The sequence below is a fragment of the Lachnoanaerobaculum sanguinis genome (assembly GCF_033242365.1).
In the GTDB taxonomy this organism is placed as follows: Bacteria; Bacillota; Clostridia; order Lachnospirales; family Lachnospiraceae; genus Lachnoanaerobaculum; species Lachnoanaerobaculum sanguinis.
The window spans coordinates 1-17,003 of the sequence record NZ_BTHK01000016.1; the positions used below are offsets into that span (position 1 = coordinate 1).

At 37.4% G+C, this 17,003-nt stretch carries 14 protein-coding genes, 5 tRNA genes and 1 rRNA gene; 17 read left to right on the plus strand and 3 right to left on the minus strand.

The window, feature by feature from the left end:
* From SBH76_RS10415 to SBH76_RS10450, 8 genes are all read left to right on the plus strand, one after another.
* Positions 1-85 (plus strand): 23S ribosomal RNA (locus SBH76_RS10415); the annotation flags it as partial.
* 118 nt (positions 86-203) lie between these two features.
* Positions 204-275, plus strand: a tRNA-Glu gene (locus SBH76_RS10420).
* Positions 276-294: 19 nt separating this feature from the next.
* Positions 295-368 (plus strand) — tRNA-Ile (locus SBH76_RS10425).
* A 27-nt stretch (positions 369-395) separates the two neighbouring features.
* Positions 396-468, plus strand: a tRNA-Asn gene (locus SBH76_RS10430).
* Between the two features lie 26 nt (positions 469-494).
* A tRNA-Asp gene (locus tag SBH76_RS10435) sits at positions 495-568 on the plus strand.
* Positions 569-575: 7 nt separating this feature from the next.
* Positions 576-661 (plus strand) — tRNA-Leu (locus SBH76_RS10440).
* Between the two features lie 341 nt (positions 662-1,002).
* On the plus strand, positions 1,003-2,064 hold the full coding sequence (locus tag SBH76_RS10445; protein WP_317977762.1) for an NAD(P)-dependent alcohol dehydrogenase: 1,062 nt from the start codon (positions 1,003-1,005) through the stop codon (positions 2,062-2,064).
* 4 nt (positions 2,065-2,068) lie between these two features.
* Positions 2,069-3,007: a GTP-binding protein gene (locus tag SBH76_RS10450; protein WP_317977763.1), complete on the plus strand. Its 939-nt coding sequence runs from the start codon at positions 2,069-2,071 to the stop codon at positions 3,005-3,007.
* Between the two features lie 46 nt (positions 3,008-3,053).
* Here SBH76_RS10450 and SBH76_RS10455 read toward each other — a convergent pair whose 3' ends face one another.
* Complete coding sequence (locus tag SBH76_RS10455) at positions 3,054-3,920, minus strand: DMT family transporter (protein ID WP_317977764.1); 867 nt, start codon at positions 3,918-3,920, stop codon at positions 3,054-3,056.
* 254 nt (positions 3,921-4,174) lie between these two features.
* Between SBH76_RS10455 and SBH76_RS10460 the strand changes: the two genes are divergently transcribed.
* The 5 genes from SBH76_RS10460 to hcp all read left to right on the plus strand — a co-directional run bounded on the left by SBH76_RS10460 (position 4,175) and on the right by hcp (position 9,772).
* Entirely contained in the window at positions 4,175-5,395 is a 1,221-nt protein-coding gene (locus SBH76_RS10460) for an ABC transporter substrate-binding protein (protein WP_317977765.1), read from the plus strand.
* Between the two features lie 14 nt (positions 5,396-5,409).
* The gene (locus SBH76_RS10465) at positions 5,410-6,108 is read left to right on the plus strand and encodes a GTP-binding protein (protein ID WP_007590952.1); all 699 of its coding nucleotides are present in this window, start codon (positions 5,410-5,412) and stop codon (positions 6,106-6,108) included.
* Entirely contained in the window at positions 6,105-7,139 is a 1,035-nt protein-coding gene (locus SBH76_RS10470; protein ID WP_317977766.1) for an ATP-binding cassette domain-containing protein, read from the plus strand. Before SBH76_RS10465 ends, SBH76_RS10470 begins: the two co-directional genes overlap by 4 nt.
* Positions 7,097-7,768 carry a Crp/Fnr family transcriptional regulator gene (locus tag SBH76_RS10475; RefSeq protein WP_314757356.1) on the plus strand — a complete coding sequence of 224 codons (672 nt, stop codon included), beginning with the start codon at positions 7,097-7,099 and terminating at the stop codon, positions 7,766-7,768. The genes SBH76_RS10470 and SBH76_RS10475 overlap by 43 nt, the downstream gene beginning before the upstream one ends.
* A 153-nt stretch (positions 7,769-7,921) precedes the next feature.
* The gene (gene hcp / locus SBH76_RS10480; protein ID WP_317977767.1) at positions 7,922-9,772 is read left to right on the plus strand and encodes a hydroxylamine reductase; all 1,851 of its coding nucleotides are present in this window, start codon (positions 7,922-7,924) and stop codon (positions 9,770-9,772) included.
* Between the two features lie 48 nt (positions 9,773-9,820).
* Here hcp and SBH76_RS10485 read toward each other — a convergent pair whose 3' ends face one another.
* Positions 9,821-10,717 (minus strand): AraC family transcriptional regulator, encoded by an 897-nt coding sequence (locus tag SBH76_RS10485; RefSeq protein ID WP_317977768.1) that lies wholly within the window; start codon positions 10,715-10,717, stop codon positions 9,821-9,823.
* A gap of 305 nt (positions 10,718-11,022) precedes the next feature.
* Between SBH76_RS10485 and SBH76_RS10490 the strand changes: the two genes are divergently transcribed.
* Genes SBH76_RS10490 through SBH76_RS10505 form a run of 4 tightly spaced genes read left to right on the plus strand, consistent with a single transcriptional unit; the run spans position 11,023 to position 16,304 of the window.
* Positions 11,023-12,336 carry an ABC transporter substrate-binding protein gene (locus SBH76_RS10490; RefSeq protein ID WP_317977769.1) on the plus strand — a complete coding sequence of 438 codons (1,314 nt, stop codon included), beginning with the start codon at positions 11,023-11,025 and terminating at the stop codon, positions 12,334-12,336.
* A gap of 59 nt (positions 12,337-12,395) precedes the next feature.
* Positions 12,396-13,286, plus strand: coding sequence for a carbohydrate ABC transporter permease (locus tag SBH76_RS10495; RefSeq protein WP_314757358.1), 891 nt, complete (start codon positions 12,396-12,398; stop codon positions 13,284-13,286).
* Between the two features lie 8 nt (positions 13,287-13,294).
* A complete protein-coding gene (locus SBH76_RS10500) occupies positions 13,295-14,107 on the plus strand; it encodes a carbohydrate ABC transporter permease (RefSeq protein ID WP_128675241.1) in 813 nt (270 codons plus the stop codon).
* 16 nt (positions 14,108-14,123) lie between these two features.
* The gene (locus SBH76_RS10505; RefSeq protein ID WP_317977770.1) at positions 14,124-16,304 is read left to right on the plus strand and encodes an alpha-galactosidase; all 2,181 of its coding nucleotides are present in this window, start codon (positions 14,124-14,126) and stop codon (positions 16,302-16,304) included.
* Positions 16,305-16,349: 45 nt separating this feature from the next.
* Here the strand turns inward: SBH76_RS10505 and SBH76_RS10510 are convergent, their stop codons facing one another.
* Complete coding sequence (locus SBH76_RS10510; RefSeq protein ID WP_317977771.1) at positions 16,350-17,003, minus strand: alpha/beta hydrolase-fold protein; 654 nt, start codon at positions 17,001-17,003, stop codon at positions 16,350-16,352.

Here is a 17,003-nt window from a genome sequence, read left to right on the forward strand (position 1 = left end):
GAAGACTACGAGGTAGATAGGGCCAAGATGTAAGTACAGTAATGTATTGAGTTGATGGTTACTAATAGGTCGAGGGTTTAACCAAAAGATAGGAAAAAATTTATAATAGCTCGGAATTTGGTAGGCAGTTTTGAGGGTGCATTCCCTTTTATAAAAAAATACTTGACAATTTATTCTTCACAGAGTAGAATATCACAGTATTCGGCCCCATGGTCAAGCGGTTAAGACATCGCCCTTTCACGGCGGTAACACGAGTTCAAATCTCGTTGGGGTCATTGGCGAAAGCCTTTATTGGGAGCTTTAGCTCAGTTGGTTAGAGCAATCGGCTCATAACCGATCGGTCCCGGGTTCGAGTCCCTGAAGCTCCACTGCCCTTAGTTTTCTAAGGGCAATATTCCTTGATAGCTCAGTCGGTAGAGCATGCGGCTGTTAACCGCAGTGTCGTAGGTTCAAGTCCTACTCAGGGAGCTGAGATATTTATATCTTAATATTATGGCCCGATGGCTCAGTTGGTTAGAGCGCCGCCCTGTCACGGCGGAGGTCGTCGGTTCGAGTCCGATTCGGGTCGCTTTTATGCCGCAGTGGCGGAACAGGCAGACGCCCGGGACTTAAAATCCCGTGGGTAGAAATACCCGTACCGGTTCGATTCCGGTCTGCGGCAGTTTGAAATTTAGCACAGTCCTTATAATAAAGGATTTGTGCTTTTTTTATGTTTATTTTAATGGTTCTTTGTCAAATGTTGGGGTGGGTTGATTTTTAATCCACTCTTTTTTATGATCTTATATAAAATGCTGTCAATAATGTGTCAAAGTAATGTATACTAAAATAGTATAGAAATACAAAAATAATAATATAAATCTGTTGATTTTATTGTATACTTTTGATATAATATAGTTAATTCTTTAACAAGAATATGTCCACATAAATGGAGTGGGAGATAGTTTAAACGGTATCATATCCCAAATACCTAAGGACAAAACAATTATACCAGGAGGAAATGATATGAAGGGTTATGCAATGCTGAAGATCGGTGAGTCAGGATGGATTGAGAAGGAGAGACCGAAATGCGGTCCTATGGATGCTATATGTAGACCGTTGGCACTCGCTATATGTACTTCAGACGTACATACACTTTGGGAAGGTGCTATCGGTGAGCGTCACAACATGATATTGGGACATGAAGGTTGTGCAGAGGTTGTAGAAGTAGGTGAATTGGTAAAAGATTTTAAACCGGGTGACAGAGTTTTGGTACCTGCAATTACACCTGACTGGAATTCACTTGAGGCTCAGGCAGGATTTTCTATGCACTCAGGCGGAATGCTTGCAGGATGGAAGTTTTCAAACTTCAAAGACGGTGTATTCTCAGAGTATTTCCATGTAAACGATGCTGACGGAAACCTTGCTTTACTTCCGTCGAGTATAAATACTGTAGATGCATGTATGCTTTCAGATATGGTTCCTACAGGTTTTCATGGTGCAGAGCTTGCAGATGTTCAGTACGGTGATTCAGTTTTAGTAATCGGAATCGGACCTGTAGGTCTTATGTCGGTTGCAGGCGCGGCTCTTCGTGGTGCTTCAAGAATTATCGGTGTAGGAACAAGAAAAGTTTGCCGTGATACCGCTAAATTCTACGGAGCAACAGAATTCATCGGATACAGAGAAGGACCTATCGATAAGCAGGTTCTTGATATGACCGGAGGTAAGGGAGTTGATAAGATTATCATTGCAGGCGGTACTGTAGATACATTCGCAGAGGCTGTTAAATGTCTTAAGCCGGGCGGAAGAATCGGAAATGTAAACTACCTTGGTGAAGGTGAGAGCATTGCTATTCCACGTGTAGAGTGGGGAGTAGGAATGGGACATAAACTTATCAATGGAGGTCTTATGCCGGGTGGTAGACTTCGTATGGAGAAGCTCGGTTCATTGGTAGCTGCAGGTAAGCTTGACCTTGCACCTCTTAGCAGCCATGTATTTAACGGATTCGATCATATCGAAGAAGCTTTGTTCTTGATGAGAGATAAGCCGGAAGATCTTATTAAGCCTGTAGTTAAGATAGAAGATTAATCCCATGGATATCTTGATTGTATCCGGTTTTTTAGGGGCCGGGAAAACTACATTTATAAAGGCTCTTTCAAAAAAGACCGGTAAGGAATTTGCCATTCTGGAAAATGAATACTCAGATCTTGGTGTAGACGGTGAAAGGCTTCAAGATTCGACTATAAATATCTGGGAACTGACGGAGGGATGCATATGCTGTTCTACAAAACAGGATTTTGCACAGTCGGTTTTAACCATTGCAAATACTATTTCTCCTGACTATTTGGTTGTAGAGCCGACAGGTGTGGCTAAGCTTGGAAATATAATCAAGAATCTGCAAAGGATAGAATATGAAAAAATAAGACTCTTATCCCCGATATGTATATTGGATATAGAGGGGATAAGAAGCTACGGCAATGAATTTCCGGATATATTCAAAGATCAGATATGCAGTGCAGGTCAGGTAATACTTTCAAAGACTGAAAACCTTTCAGAGAGAGAAAGAGCTTCACTGATAAACGAGGTTAAAAGTATAGATCCGGAATCTGTTGTAACGGACAGACATTATTCGGAGTACCGGACGGAGTGGTGGGATGAGATTCTCTGCACTTATCCGGACGGAAGTAAAAAGATTGTACAAAAAACTGATGATACATCGGATATGCTTGATACATTTTCTTTATCTGAAGTAAAGGCATCAGGTATAGGAAGCTTTGTATGTTTTATGGAAAATATTATAAGGGGAGAATATGGTGATATTGTCAGGGCTAAGGGCAATATATCAACAGATTCAGGAAACATCACTTTTGATGTGGCAGGCGGCAGATATGCACTTCTTTTAACAGAATCTTCTGAGGATTCAAAAGCTGTATTTATAGGAAACAGAATCAGAAAACAAAAAATAAGAAAAGTATTATTTGAAAATTCTAAGAATGTAAAGATACTGCCGTTTGGGGCGCATAAAAGATAAAAGGGCTGATTGTCGGCCCTTTTTGCTTTAATAAAATATATCCGATTCAATTCTTAAGAATTTTAGGTAAAACTTCGGACAGTATAAATGAAAATATTACAATTGCTCCACCTATAATGAGATTCGGAGTAAAAGACTCGTGTAAAAGTATTATTCCCATAACAGCAGCCATCACACTTTCAAGAGAGAGCAATACTCCGCTTGTTGTTGCGGATACATGTTTCATACCGTACAGTATTAAAAAGAAAGGTAAGGTTGTACAAAATACGGTAAGATATATTAACTGAAAGCTGTCTGAAAGATTTAAGGCAAAACTGTTATTTCCGATTAAAACTAATGACAGGATAGAAAGAACGGCTGTAGTGGAAACCTGCAATACATTCAATATTCCGGAATCATAAAGTTTTGAGTACTTAGATGAAATAACAATATACAAAGCATAGTCAACAGCACAAAGTATGCAATATATATCACCGATATGAAAGCTTCCAAGATTATTACCTAAAATAAAGAATACGCCTATCATGCAGGTGACTGAAACAATTATATCGGATAATGAGGGTCTTCTTCTCATTATAAGAAGGTATGCAAGGGGCAGGAGTATAATATATGATGCAATAAGTAAAGATGAACGTGAGGTTGTTGTATACTGTAAGCCGACTGTAAATGTAAAAAATTCTCCGAAAAGAAATATACCCATTATTATACCTGCTTTTAATATTTTAAAATTTATCTTCAATAGCTTTTTATTATAAATAAATACAAGTATTATTGCTGCAAAAGAAAATCTTAAAGACAATATCATATAAGGTGACACATCTTCTAAAAGCTGTTTTACAAAAATATAGGCTGAAGCCCAGAAAAATGTAGCAGTAAATAATGCAACAAAAGCCGGAATCTTTTCTCTATTCATTTTATTCCCCCAAATAATAAAAAAATATTGATATAAGCTTTATTATAACGCATATTTGTTGTAAAATATATATTTCCTAAAACAACTTTTTAGACTATCAAGCTGAATGATGTATACAATAAACAAAATAAATACTTGTTTGTTTTAACATCGGTTACAGATTTTTTGTTGTACTCAAACTAGAATATGATTTACCTATAGTATTAGCCGGGACTTACTTATCCGGCTTTGTTTAATCAGTTAAAGGAGTTTATATGAATAAATACTTTGATATAAAAGATAAAGTATATGATGTTACAGAAAAGTACCCGGAGCTTATAGAAGTATTGGCAGGTGCAGGATTTGAGAATTTAAAGAATGATATGATGAGAAAATCAATGGGAAAACTTCTCAGTCTTGAAACCGCTTTAAAGAGTAAGAATATTAATGTTGAGGTATTTGAAAAGCAACTCGTAGAGGCCATTGAGAGAAAGACTGTAATGTCTGATAATAACGGTATTGTAAGAAATCAGGATGAAAATGCAAAGACCTCTATAAAGGGAATATTGCCATGTCCTGTAAGAATGCAGTTTATAGAAAAGTTTGAAAAGTTTGTGGAAAGTCAGGACTATGAAATAAACTACAATCTGAATGCCGCAAGTATGGGAATGGAAGTTATTGAAGAAGAAATAAGGAATGCAAAGACGGAAGACGATTTGTCGGATGTATATATGTCGGCAGGATTTAATTTGTTTTTTGATAAGAAGTTGATGGGCAAGTTTAGAGATAAGGGTGTTTTTGTAGATTATAGACAGGGAAAATTAAATAAATCTCTAGATAACGGAATGATTTCCTTAAAGGATCCGAAAGGAGAATATTCTATAATAGGCGTTGTTCCTGCAATTTTTATTGTAAATAAGGATGTACTTGGAGACAGAAGTTTGCCAACCTCATGGGAGGATCTGTTTAAGCCTGAATTTGAAAACTCCATAGCGCTTCCTACTTCGGATTTGGATATGTTTAATGCGATTATGCTTGGAATATATTCAAATTACGGAAGAAAAGCTGTTGAGGCGCTTGGAAGAGGTCTTTTAAAGTCTATGCATCCGGCACAGATGGTAAAGACAGGAGGAAGAAAAGATTTCAATACACCTGCAGTAAGTATTATGCCTTATTTCTTCTCAAAGACCATAAAGGAAAATTCAAACCTTACAGTGGTTTGGCCAAAGGACGGAGCTATAATAAGTCCTGTATTCCTTTTGACAAGAAAGAAAAACTATGATAACAGTAAGCCTTTAATAGATTTTCTCTTATCAAAAGAAGTGGCGGATATATTGGGTGCAGACGGTAAATTCCCACAGACAAATCCTGAATATGATAATAAACTTGCAGAAGATCAAAACTTCCTTTGGGCAGGATGGGAGTTTATTCATTCAAATGATATCGGGGAAATCCTTTCAAATACTGAAAAATGGTTTTACGGTCAGACAGAATAAGGAGAGATTAATATATGAATTTAGTTATATTTTCAGGCCCTCCTTCGTCGGGAAAAACCTCGGTTATTTTAAAAACTATTGAAGCAATGAAGGATAGAGGTATAAAGGCGGGAGTTGTAAAGTTTGACTGTTTATATACCGATGACGATATAATATATGAAAAGGCAAACATTCCTGTAAAGAAAGGACTTTCGGGAGGACTTTGTCCCGATCATTTCTTTGCATCAAATATCGAAGATGTTGTGAAATGGGGAAGGGAACAAGGTCTGGATCTGCTTATTACAGAGTCGGCAGGACTTTGTAATCGATGTTCACCTTATATTACAGATATAAAAGGTGTATGTGTAATAGATAATCTCTCAGGTATAAATACACCTAAAAAAATAGGACCTATGTTAAAGGCGGCGGATATCGTAGTCATAACAAAGGGAGATATAGTAAGTCAGGCGGAGAGAGAAGTATTCAGCGGTAGAGTGAGTGCGGTAAATCCGAGAGCCATGGTAATGAATGTAAACGGACTCAGCGGTCAGGGTGCATTCGAGTTGTCTACATTAATATATGACAATGAAGTAAATATTGAGTCGGTACAGGGAATGAAACTCAGGTTTGCAATGCCTTCGGCAATGTGTTCTTATTGTCTGGGAGAAACCAGAATAGGAGAAGATTACCAATTAGGTAATACCAAGAAGATGCAATGGGAGGCAAATAAATGAGTGAAATAAAATTAAAAGAGTTACTGGAAAAATATCCTTTTGCTGCAGATTTCTTTGAGAGCGCAGGCTTTGATATCACTGAAAGTTTGGATGCAACTTTTTCTGAATTTTTGGATGGATTTACCGAAGAAGAACTTGAAGAAACAGCAATAAATAAGGATGAATTAAAAATCCGGCTTGACATATTCATCAAGCAAATGCTACAATTCCTTGGTGATAATAAAGAAAAAATAGAAAGTTTAACTATTTTTCCAGGTCATAACAAAAGTGGAGAAAAAGAAAATTGTGAAAAATTTGACATTTTTTCTTCACAAATTGTGTCTATAGTTGGACCTACAGGATCCGGAAAGAGTAGATTGTTGGCTGACATTGAATGGGCAGCACAAAATGATACCCCTACCGGTAGAACCATATATATAAATGGTAAAAAGCCGGATCCGAAATGGCGATATTCTACAAATAATAAATTAGTTGCACAATTGTCACAAAATATGAACTTTGTTATGGATCTTACAGCCCGTGAATTTATAACTATGCATGCGGAAAGCAGAATGGTCGAAGATATCGATACTGTAGTTGAGAAGATCCTACATGAAGCAAATAAACTTGCCGGAGAAAGTTTTGCACCGGAGACAGCAGTTACAGCTCTAAGCGGAGGTCAATCCAGAGCTCTTATGATTGCCGATACTGCAGTGCTGAGTTCTTCACCCATCGTTTTGATTGATGAGATTGAAAATGCCGGAATAGACAGAAAGAAGGCTTTAGACCTTTTGATATCACAGGATAAGATAGTCCTTATGGCTACTCATGATCCTCTGTTGGCATTGATGGCGGATAAGAGAATCGTTATCAAAAACGGCGGAATTGATAAGATAATAGAAACTACGGCAGAAGAAAAAGAAGTTTTAGTGCAACTGAATTATATTGACGGAATTATGCAAGAATCTAGAAAAAGGTTGCGTGCGGGTATGACGCTTGAAGGAGATATATGTCAGGAAGTTATACACAGTCCCCACTCTTTAGGGGAATGACTGAAGAAGAGATAGAGCTTTGCCTAAAAGAGGCAAAGGCCGATATCCTCGGTTTCAGAAAAGGTGAGATGATTTTCAATCAGGGAGACAAACCAAGATACATTACCATGTTGGTTGAGGGTAGTGTATCTGTAGGAAATGACTCCGTGAACGGAAAAAGAAGTATATTAGGTATGTTTTCAAACCCCGGAGAGCTTTTCGGAGAGGTTTTTTTGTTTTTAAATCATGATGAGTATGCAAATTATGCATGTGCAAGTTCGCCAAGTAAGATTTTGGAGATACCCAAAGAGTATCTTACAAGACTTGGGGATAAGCCTTCAGCACTTCAAAATAAAATGCTCTCAAATTTGCTCACAATATTTGCGGAGAGGACATACTATTTAAATAACAGATTACAGGTGCTGTCATGTTCAACATTGAAGCAAAAGATTGCAAGATTTATATTGCAGAATATGAATGACAGAGACAGAGTTACTTTAAAGATGAGTAGAGAAGAGTTTGCGGACTTTTTAAATGCCGCAAGACCTTCACTCTCAAGAGAACTTATGAAAATGCAGGAAGACGGCTATATAAAGGTTGTGAGAAAAGACCTTATAGTAAAAAATCTGGAGGGACTGAAAAGTCTTTAAAAAAAAACATTGCTCAGTAACCAAAGTTACAGTTTTTAGATTTTCTTTCTGTTATTATACACTCATGCACAAGATGCAAAGGAAAAATAAACTTAAATCTGTAGAACAGATTGCTCATAGACTGTAGAACAGTCATAGTAAGAGGAGGTAGAAATGGAAAACAAAATGTTTTGTTATCAGTGTCAGGAGACAGCAGGTAACACAGGTTGTACACAGGTAGGTGTATGTGGTAAGAAGCCTGAAGTTGCAAATATGCAGGATTTACTTATATATGTAAGTAAGGGTATATCAGCAGTTACAACAAGACTTCGTGCAGAAGGAAAAGAAATAAGCAAGGAAATAAATCACCTTGTTACTTTAAACCTTTTCATCACAATTACAAATGCCAACTTTGACAATGATGCTATTATTGCAAGAATCAAGAAGACTCTTGATGCTAAGAAGGAACTTTTAAATGAACTCTCAAATAAGGATAATCTTCCTGAGGCGGCTCTTTGGGAGTCATATGATGAGAGTGAGTATCTTACAAAGGCTGCTACAGTAGGTGTGCTTGCAACAGAAAACGAGGACATCAGAAGCCTTAGAGAGCTTATTATATACGGTCTTAAGGGACTTTCAGCATATTCAAAGCATGCAAATGCACTTTTACAGGATGACGGTGAGGTAGATGCATTCTTACAGAGAGCATTGGCTGCAACACTTGATGACAGCTTGAGTGCGGATGATTTAGTAGCACTTACACTTGAGACAGGTAAGTACGGTGTAAACGGAATGGCTTTACTTGATAAGGCAAACACAACAGCTTACGGTAATCCTGAGATTACAACAGTTGATATCGGTGTAGGTACAAATCCGGGTATCCTTGTTTCAGGACATGATTTAAGAGATCTTGAGATGCTCTTAAAGCAGACACAGGGAACAGGCGTAGATGTTTATACTCACTCAGAGATGCTTGCAGGTCAGTATTATCCTGAGCTTAAGAAGTATTCAAACCTTAAGGGTAACTACGGTAATGCATGGTGGAAGCAGAAAGAAGAGTTCGAGAGCTTTAACGGACCGATCCTTATGACTACAAACTGTATCGTACCGCCTAAGGCAAGCTATATTGACAGACTTTATACAACAGGTTCAGCAGGTTATCCGGGATGTAAGCATATCGCAGGTGATATCGGTGAGGAGAAGGATTTCTCAGAGATCATCGAGCAGGCTAAGAAGTGTGCACCTCCAACAGAGATTGAGAGCGGAAATATCGTAGGCGGTTTTGCACATGCACAGGTTCTTGCACTTGCAGATAAGGTGGTTGATGCCGTTAAGTCAGGTGCTATTTCAAAGTTTGTTGTAATGGCAGGTTGTGACGGACGTTCAAAGGCCAGAAATTACTACACAGATTTTGCTAAGGCTCTTCCAAAGGATGCTGTTATTCTTACAGCAGGATGTGCTAAGTACAAGTACAATAAGCTTGACCTTGGTGATATCGGCGGTATTCCGAGAGTACTTGATGCAGGTCAGTGTAATGACTCTTACTCTTTGGCAGTTATCGCACTTAAGCTTAAGGAAGTATTCGGACTTGAAGATATCAATGATCTTCCTCTTGAGTTCAATATTGCATGGTATGAGCAGAAGGCCGTTATCGTTTTACTTGCACTGTTATACTTAGGTGTAAAGAACATTCACCTTGGACCAACACTTCCGGGATTCCTTTCACCAAATGTAGCTAAGGTTTTGGTTGAGAACTTCGGTATTGCAGGTATCGGAACAGTTGAGGATGATATCGAGCTTTTCTTCGGAAAGGTTGAGAAGGAAGTTGCTGACGGAAAGTACAGCCCTGATATGCTTATCGGTGAGGTACTCTCAGAGAACCCTGCTGCAGCAAGCGTTCTTATGGATATCGGTATGCACTGCCTCGGATGCCCATCATCACAGATGGAGTCACTTGCAGAGGCAGCTATGGTACACGGTATCGATGTAAATGAACTTATCGGCAGATTAAATCAGTTAGGATAATTTATATAAATTAAAAAATTACCCGGATCTAAATGATCCGGGTAATTTTTATTTTGTATCTTTATCCATTCTCTTTATAAATCTGTTAAACTCAAGATCCGACATTTTATCATTTTCATACTTTAATTTTCTGTATGCTGAGGGCGTCATACCGTATTTGTGTTTGAAGGCCTTTGAAAAAACAGATAGAGAATCATAGCCGCATGAATATGCGACATTTTCTACAGACAGAGCGGAGTCATCAAGCATATGACAGGCTCTGTTAAGTCTGCAATACGTCAGGTATTCAGATGGTGAATGTCCCATTGTATTTTTAAAAAGTGTAAAAAGATAATTTCTGCTTATACCTAAATGAGAGGAAACATCGGTAACACCTATTTGATTGTAGAAATTATTCTGAATAAATTCTACGGCTCTTACCAGATAATTATTATTTCTAAGCTCTGTCGATTGACTTAAAGATTCCGAATACATTGTATCGGGACATATAGCACTTAAAAACTCATATAAAAGTGACTGTCTTTTTAATTCCTCTTTAAATCCGCTTGAATCCGTATCAAGTATCGCCTCTGTAATAGCTATTATTTTTTCTCTGTCACCGGATAAAACAGGGTTGGCAGAACTTATACCGATACGGTTCATTATTTCAACGGCTTTATCGCCTTTAAATGCAATCCAAAGATAATGCCAGGGATCTTCAAAATCAGCCTGATAAAAAGTCATTGCGCTGGGCTCTATTAAAAAAGCTTGATTCTCACACAAATCATATTCTACATTTGAGCAAAAAAACTTTCCTTTACCGTTTAATATAAAATGTATTATATAGCAGGGTCTTATAGCAGGGCCGAATCTGTGTCCGGGACTGCATTCTTCATGACCTGCAAAATTTATAAAGCAATCAGAGAATGTCTGATCGTTAAAAAGCTTAAAATTTATACCTTCCATAATTCTCCATTTTAATATAAATACATATTGAAAATATATTCATAGGATATATTTTATTTTGTTGAAGTTTTAATTGCAATAATAAATCTGTGTAAGTGCATTCAATTTTATAGTTAGTTTACGAAATAACAATCATTGAATATAGTATAAAAGTTAAAACACCGTATAAATGCACCTTAAACAGGTAATAATAAACAAAGAACTTGAAACCAATTACAAATTGACAAATTTATATAACATTTTGAAATGCATGAAAAAAATAATTATATTATTATAAGACCATGAAATTTAAGGGAGGACTTAAAATGATTAAGAAAAAATTACTTGGTTTAGCACTATCATCAATGATGGTATTATCTTTGGCAGCTTGTGGCGGATCATCATCAGGTGGAGCCGATAAATCATCTGCAGCGGCAGACAGCTCACAAAGCGGCGCTGACGGCGGAAAGATTACAGTTGCTATATGGGATAACGGACAGAAGCCGGGATTACAGGAAATCATAAATGATTTTACTGCAGAAACAGGATATCAGGTAGATCTTCAGGTAATCTCATGGGACGCATATTGGACATTACTTGAGGCGGGTGCTTCAGGCGGAGATATGCCGGATGTATTCTGGATGCACTCAAATGAGTCACAAAAATATATGGAAAATGATATCCTTATGGATCTTACAGACAAAATCAAGGCAAGCGATAAGATTGAGATGGATAAATTCCCTGAAGATGTTAAGGAGTTATACGTAAATGACGGTAAGACATATGCTATACCAAAGGATGTGGATACAATAGCACTTTGGTACAATAAGACTATGTTTGATGAGGCAGGTCTTGCATATCCTGATGAAAACTGGACATGGGATGATTACTATGATGCGGCTGTAAAGCTCACAAAGCCTGACGGAAGCCAGTTCGGTACAGCTATGAATCCTTCAAACAACCAGGACGGATGGTACAATATAGTATATTCAATGGGTGGTAAGGTTATTTCAGATGATAAGAAAAAATCGGGAATGGATGACCCTAATACTATAAAGGCAATGGAGTTTGTTGATAAGCTCAGAAAAGATGCTATGCCTGATGCTACCGTAATGTCTGAGACAGGTACAGATGTACTCTTACAGTCAGGTAAAATCGCTATGCTCCCACAGGGCTCATGGATGGTTGCTCCGTTTAAAGAGAATGAGTATCTTGTTGCAAACTGTGATGTAGCTGTACTTCCAAAGGATGCAACTACAGGTAAGAGAGTAAGTCTTTATAACGGTCTCGGATGGGCTGCAAATGCCGGTACAAAGAATCCTGAGGCTGCATGGAAGCTTATCGAGTGGTTCTCAACAAAGGATAATCAGGAGAAGCAGGCAAAGCTTGGTGTAACAATGGCGGCATATGAGGGTGTATCTGATTTGTGGAAAAACAATACAGATAAGTTTAACCTTGAGCCATATTTGACAATGTTAAATGACAGTGACCTTGTAATCAGACCACACTCAAGAGCGACAGTAGTTTGGGAAAACAAGAACACAGCAAATCTTGTAGAGGCTTGGAGCAATAAGGTAAGTATAGATGAGGCATGTAAGAAGGCCGCATCTGATATGAATGAACTGTTGTCACAGGAATAATTGATGCATTTACCCGGAGCCGCTACATTTGTAGCGGCTCTTTGTAATAAGGAGAATATATGAATAAAAGTAGGATGACACCAAGACAAAAGAGTGAGCTAAGATGGGGATGGGCTTTTATGTTTCCGACAGTCTTAGGACTATTGGTACTCAATATTTACCCTACATTTAGAACGATATATCAAAGCTTTTTCAAAACAGGAGATTTTGGAAAGGGAAATAAATTTGTAGGATTCGGAAATTATATAAAACTTTTCCAAGGGACTGAGATATGGCAGGCGATTATAAATACCTTCAAATATGCAATAGTTGAAGTGCCTTTTTCAATAGCGATAGCTTTGGTATTGGCGGTATTCTTAAACGGAAAAATAAAGGGAAGAGGTATTTATCGTACTGTTTTCTTCCTTCCAATGGTGGCTGCACCTGCTGCGGTGGCAATGGTATGGAGATGGCTTTACAATTCCGAGTTCGGACTTATAAACAATATTTTCCATTTGAAAGTAAACTGGATATCAGACCCTAATCTGGCTGTATATTCTATTGCCATAATAGGTATATGGTCAATAATCGGATATAATATGATACTTTTTATTTCCGGATTACAGGAAATACCAAGTGACTACTATGAGGCGTCAAGCCTTGACGGGGCAAGCGGAATACATCAGTTCTTTAATATTACAATACCGCTGCTTTCACCTACCATATTCTTTGTAAGTATTACAAGAGTAATAGGCGGATTTATGGTATTTGACCTTATATACATGGTAATGGACAGAAATAATCCGGCACTGCCAAAGACTCAATCTTTAGTATTCTTATTCTATCAGTATGCTTTCAGAAATCAGGATAAGGGAATGGGAGCTGCAGTTGTGGTAATTTTATTGTTAATTATCATTATTATCACCGCATTACAGATGTTGGCACAGAAAAAATGGGTTCATTATAATTAGGAGGAGATATGAAATTAAATAAACTTTTAATTCATGTGATACTTATCATGGTATCCATAACTATGATCGTACCCTTTGCATGGATGGCACTTACAGCTTTTAAAACGGTAACAGAGTCTACATCTGTGAATCCGTTTACTATATTTCCTGCAAAATGGATAACTTCAAATTTCACAGAAGTTATAGGCAATATGGACTTTATGAAATTATATCTGAACACATTATTGCTTATAGTCGGAAGAGTATTTTTTGCGGTGATGACATCCACCATAGCAGGTTATGCATTGGCAAGACTTGATTTTCCGGGTAAAACTGTGTGCTTCGGACTTGTACTTTTCCAAATGATGGTTCCAAGTCAGATATTTATTATTCCGCAGTACCTTATGGTAAGTAAGCTTGGAATGCTTGATACAATATTTGCCCTTATATTTCCGGGACTTGTATCGGCTTTTGGAACATTCCTTCTTAGACAGACATTTATGTCACTTCCAAGAGATCTGGAAGAGGCTGCAAGAATAGACGGATGCAATATCGGACAGACATTTTTGCTTATCATGATGCCGCTTGTGCGTTCGGGAATGATTGCACTCGGTATCTTCACAGCTGTTTTTGCATACAAGGATCTTATGTGGCCGATGATCGTAAATAAGAATGTAATGCCGCTTTCAGCAGCACTTGCCAAAATGCAGGGACAGTATACAAACAACTATCCACAACTGATGGCAGCTTCACTACTTGCTTGTATTCCTATGATTATTCTATATCTGATATTCCAAAAGCAGTTCGTAGAAGGTATAGCGACATCAGGCGGAAAATTATAAAACAAATGAGGTTTTTATGTCTATTAAATTAAACGGTAATTTAATTACTCTTTCAACAAAGAATACATCATATCAGATGAAATTTGATGATTTAGGTTATCTTTTCCACACATGGTATGGTGAAAGAATAGAAGACAGTGATGATATGTCTTATAGAATCAGCAGTATAGACAGAGGGTTTAGCGGAAATCCGTATGAAACAATGGATAGAAGCTATTCTTTGGATGTATATCCACAGGAATATCCTACTTTTGGAAACGGAGATTACAGAGTTGACTGCATTCAGGTAATAAATCCTGACGGTACAAATGTAGTGGAATTAAAATATGATTCATGTGAAATCAAAAAGGGAAAGTATGATTTGCCGGGACTTCCTGCATTTTTTTGGAATGAGGAAGAGGGTGAGAGTCTTAAAGTAAACCTTATAGATAAGGTAAGTGGAGTAAGAGTAGAGCTTTTGTATGGTGTACTTGAAAAATATGATATTATTACAAGAACTGTCAGAATAGTAAATACATCTGCAAATGAACTCAAGATAGAAAAGGCACTTTCAGCATGTATAGATATGGTGGACGGTGATTTTGATCTTATACATTTCCATGGAAAGCATGCTATGGAAAGAGAGTTTGAGAGAAGTCCGCTTTTGCACGGAAAGATGGTACTTGAAAGCAAGAGAGGTACCTCAAGCCATCAGCAAAATCCTTTTGCAATACTTGCAAAAAAGGATGCTACAGAAACTTTTGGTGAATGTGTGGGTGTTGCATTTGTATATAGCGGTTCATTTATAATCGAAGCTGAAATAGATCAGGTAAATCAGACAAGACTTGTTGTAGGACTTCATCCTGAGCAGTTTGAATATATATTGAATGCAGGTGAAGAGCTTGTACTTCCTGAGGTTGCCTTTACATATTCAAATGCAGGCTTTGAGAAAATGACACATTCATTCCATGATGCGGTAAGACAAAACCTTCAGCAGGGAGAATTTGTACATAAGCACAGACCGATACTTATAAATAACTGGGAAGCTACATATTTTGACTTTAATGCAGACAAGATCTTCGATATCGCATCAAAGGCAAAGAGTCTTGGAATAGAGCTTTTGGTTATGGATGACGGATGGTTCGGAGAAAGATATGATGATGTAAGAGGTCTTGGTGACTGGTATGTAAACGAAGAGAAACTTGGTTCATCATTAAAGGAATTGGTTGATCGTATCAATGCAATAGATATGAAATTCGGCATCTGGTTTGAGCCGGAGATGATAAATGAGGATACAAGACTTTATAGAGAGCATCCTGATTTTATGATTAGAGTACCGGACAGAAAGGGTGTAAAGGGCAGAGAGCAGTTTATTCTTGACTTTACCAGAAAAGATGTAAGAGATTATATTAAAGACATGATGGTAAAGATCCTTGACAATGCCAATATTGAGTATATCAAATGGGATATGAACAGAAGCTTGTCAGCGGTATATTCAGCAAAACTTCCTGTAAAAAATATGGGAGAGTTCCATTACAGATATGTTCTCGGTCTTTATGATTTACTTGGTGAACTTACAAAGAAGTATCCGAATATTATGTTTGAAGGATGTTCAGGTGGCGGCGGAAGATATGATCTCGGTATGCTTTACTACCATCCTCAAATCTGGTTAAGTGATGATACCGACGCTGTTGAAAGATTGAAAATACAGTACGGAAGTTCATTTGCATATCCTATCGGAAGTGCAGGTGCACATGTATCCGCATCACCTAATCATCAAACTACAAGGAAAACACCTTTTGAAACAAGAGCTACCGTAGCCATGGGAGGCACTTTCGGATATGAGCTTGATTTAAACAAGGTATCTGAAAAAGAGCAGGAGCAGGTAAAGTCTCAGGTTAAGGACTATCTGAAATATGATGAGCTTATACATGAAGGCGATTACTACAGAATTACAAGTCCATATGATAAATCAAGAGTAACTGCTTGGCAGGTTCTTTCAAAGGATAAATCATTCGGTCTTTTAAGTGCAGTGGTACAGGCTGTAGAGGCGAATGAATCAAATATTTATATTTATCCGAGAGGCCTTGAAGACAATGCTTATTATGAGATAGCAGGTGAAAAGAGGCGAGGAAAAGTTTGGATGAAGGGTGGAGTTTTAATTCCGAGAATTAAAGAAGAGTACGAGTCATTCAGATTTGAAATAAAAAGAGTATAGTAATGAAAAAAACAGTAAGCAAAATTGGCTTACTGTTTTTTAGTATTAAACTTTAAGTTTTTCACTTAGCCATATGCACAGATTACTGTACCTGCTTTCAAGATTTTCATGGTGTCCGTAATTGTCAAATACAGAGGTAACATCCATAATCTTTTCTTTAATTATACTGTGTAAATCTTTAGCAATCTTTGGTGCATTTTCTAAAATATTATTATGTTTATCTCCCTCATTTTTTCCGTTCAGCAAATAAACGGAAGCTTTTTTGTTTTTAAAATCGGTATCTTCACAGTATTTTATAAAATCCGGATACCAGAATGAACCGCAAAGTGAAAATACCATACCCGGTATATCAATAGTTGAAAGTGAATATACTGCTGCCAGTCCGCCAAGAGAATATCCGCCATATACAATTCTTTCATAATCTATATTGTACTCGGACAAAATTTCAGGCAAAAAAGTTTCAAAAATCAGATGGTGATATTTATCTGCACTCCCACCGAAATCAGGCATACCTGGTCTTATATTTTTGGCAGGCTGTGGTGTAAAAGCGTCCAATCTGTTTAGAGCTTTTAGCCCTATAATTATTGCTTTATCTTTTAAAGCCTTTAAACGGAATATTTCACCGTCATTTAAAAGTATAAGCGGATAACTCTTTGTTTTATCATAATTTTTTGGTAAGCTTATTTCAGTTTCAAACAT

Bases quoted from the DNA above. Each gene is read 5' to 3' on its own strand.
- SBH76_RS10445 (WP_317977762.1), top strand. From the start codon at position 1,003: ATGAAGGGTTATGCAATGCTGAAGATCGGTGAGTCAGGATGGATTGAG.
- SBH76_RS10455 (WP_317977764.1), bottom strand. From the start codon at position 3,920: ATGAATAGAGAAAAGATTCCGGCTTTTGTTGCATTATTTACTGCTACA.
- SBH76_RS10505 (WP_317977770.1), top strand. From the start codon at position 14,124: ATGTCTATTAAATTAAACGGTAATTTAATTACTCTTTCAACAAAGAAT.
- SBH76_RS10450 (WP_317977763.1), top strand. From the start codon at position 2,069: ATGGATATCTTGATTGTATCCGGTTTTTTAGGGGCCGGGAAAACTACA.
- SBH76_RS10490 (WP_317977769.1), top strand. From the start codon at position 11,023: ATGATTAAGAAAAAATTACTTGGTTTAGCACTATCATCAATGATGGTA.
- SBH76_RS10465 (WP_007590952.1), top strand. From the start codon at position 5,410: ATGAATTTAGTTATATTTTCAGGCCCTCCTTCGTCGGGAAAAACCTCG.
- hcp (WP_317977767.1), top strand. From the start codon at position 7,922: ATGGAAAACAAAATGTTTTGTTATCAGTGTCAGGAGACAGCAGGTAAC.
- SBH76_RS10500 (WP_128675241.1), top strand. From the start codon at position 13,295: ATGAAATTAAATAAACTTTTAATTCATGTGATACTTATCATGGTATCC.
- SBH76_RS10470 (WP_317977766.1), top strand. From the start codon at position 6,105: ATGAGTGAAATAAAATTAAAAGAGTTACTGGAAAAATATCCTTTTGCT.
- SBH76_RS10460 (WP_317977765.1), top strand. From the start codon at position 4,175: ATGAATAAATACTTTGATATAAAAGATAAAGTATATGATGTTACAGAA.
- SBH76_RS10495 (WP_314757358.1), top strand. From the start codon at position 12,396: ATGAATAAAAGTAGGATGACACCAAGACAAAAGAGTGAGCTAAGATGG.
- SBH76_RS10485 (WP_317977768.1), bottom strand. From the start codon at position 10,717: ATGGAAGGTATAAATTTTAAGCTTTTTAACGATCAGACATTCTCTGAT.
- SBH76_RS10475 (WP_314757356.1), top strand. From the start codon at position 7,097: ATGTCAGGAAGTTATACACAGTCCCCACTCTTTAGGGGAATGACTGAA.
- SBH76_RS10510 (WP_317977771.1), bottom strand. From the start codon at position 17,003: ATGTTTGAAACTGAAATAAGCTTACCAAAAAATTATGATAAAACAAAG.